The following is a 676-nucleotide window of genomic DNA, read 5'->3' as shown; positions in this document are numbered from 1 at the left end:
TGGCAGGCGCCGGCACCGTCGCCGGCGGCGCATCCACCGCCACGGCCGACACCGTCGGCCCTTTCGTCTGCGGCCGCAGGAACCAGCCTGCCACGATGCCCGCCGCCAGCAGCGCCGGCAGCACGAAGATCCATGCCGGCCGGCGCCGCCGGCGCGAGGGCAGCGGCACCTGTTCGACGAACAGCCCCGGCGCGCGCCCGCGCTGGCGCTCGGCTTCCGATTTGCGCAGGGCGTCGAGGATGACCGACATCAGTCCAGCACCCGGCGCAGGCGCGGGCCCTCGTTTTCGCGCGCGGAGAGCGCCAGCAGGGTTTCGGGGCCGACCACGCCGTCGGCGACCAGGCCGTTCGCCGCCTGCAGGCGGCGCACCGCCGCGATGCTGTCGGCGTCGAGCACGGCGGGGCCCGCTTCGGGCGACGCCAGGCCGGCGCGGTCGCGCAGGCGGTCGTGGATCCAGTCCACCGCGGGGCCGCTGTCGCCGGGCGTGGGCGCGGGCAGCAGGAAGGTGGGGCCACGCCAGAGCGCCGCGTATTCGCCGTTCCAGCTGCGTTCGAAGGCCAGGCGGTCGGTGTCGAAGCGGCCGCCGCCCAGCCACAGGCGCACGCGCAGCGCGTCGGCGCCCAGCAGCACGGCCCAGGCTTCGCCGCCGTCGCCGCGCAGGCGCAGCAGGGCGGGG

At 77.4% G+C, this 676-nt stretch carries 2 protein-coding genes; both read right to left on the bottom strand.

What is annotated here, in order from left to right; all coding sequences use genetic code 11:
• Nucleotides 1-250: hypothetical protein (locus N790_RS03885; protein WP_043801012.1), on the bottom strand; the 250-nt coding region annotated here is incomplete at its 3' end.
• On the bottom strand, nt 250-676 hold a 427-nt coding region (locus N790_RS03880), incomplete at its 5' end, for a peptidoglycan-binding protein (protein WP_043801010.1). The genes N790_RS03885 and N790_RS03880, both read right to left, overlap by 1 nt.

The sequence above is a fragment of the Arenimonas malthae CC-JY-1 genome, assembly GCF_000747075.1.
GTDB lineage: Bacteria > Pseudomonadota > Gammaproteobacteria > Xanthomonadales > Xanthomonadaceae > Arenimonas > Arenimonas malthae.
This window is presented reverse-complemented; position numbering and strand designations above follow the sequence as displayed.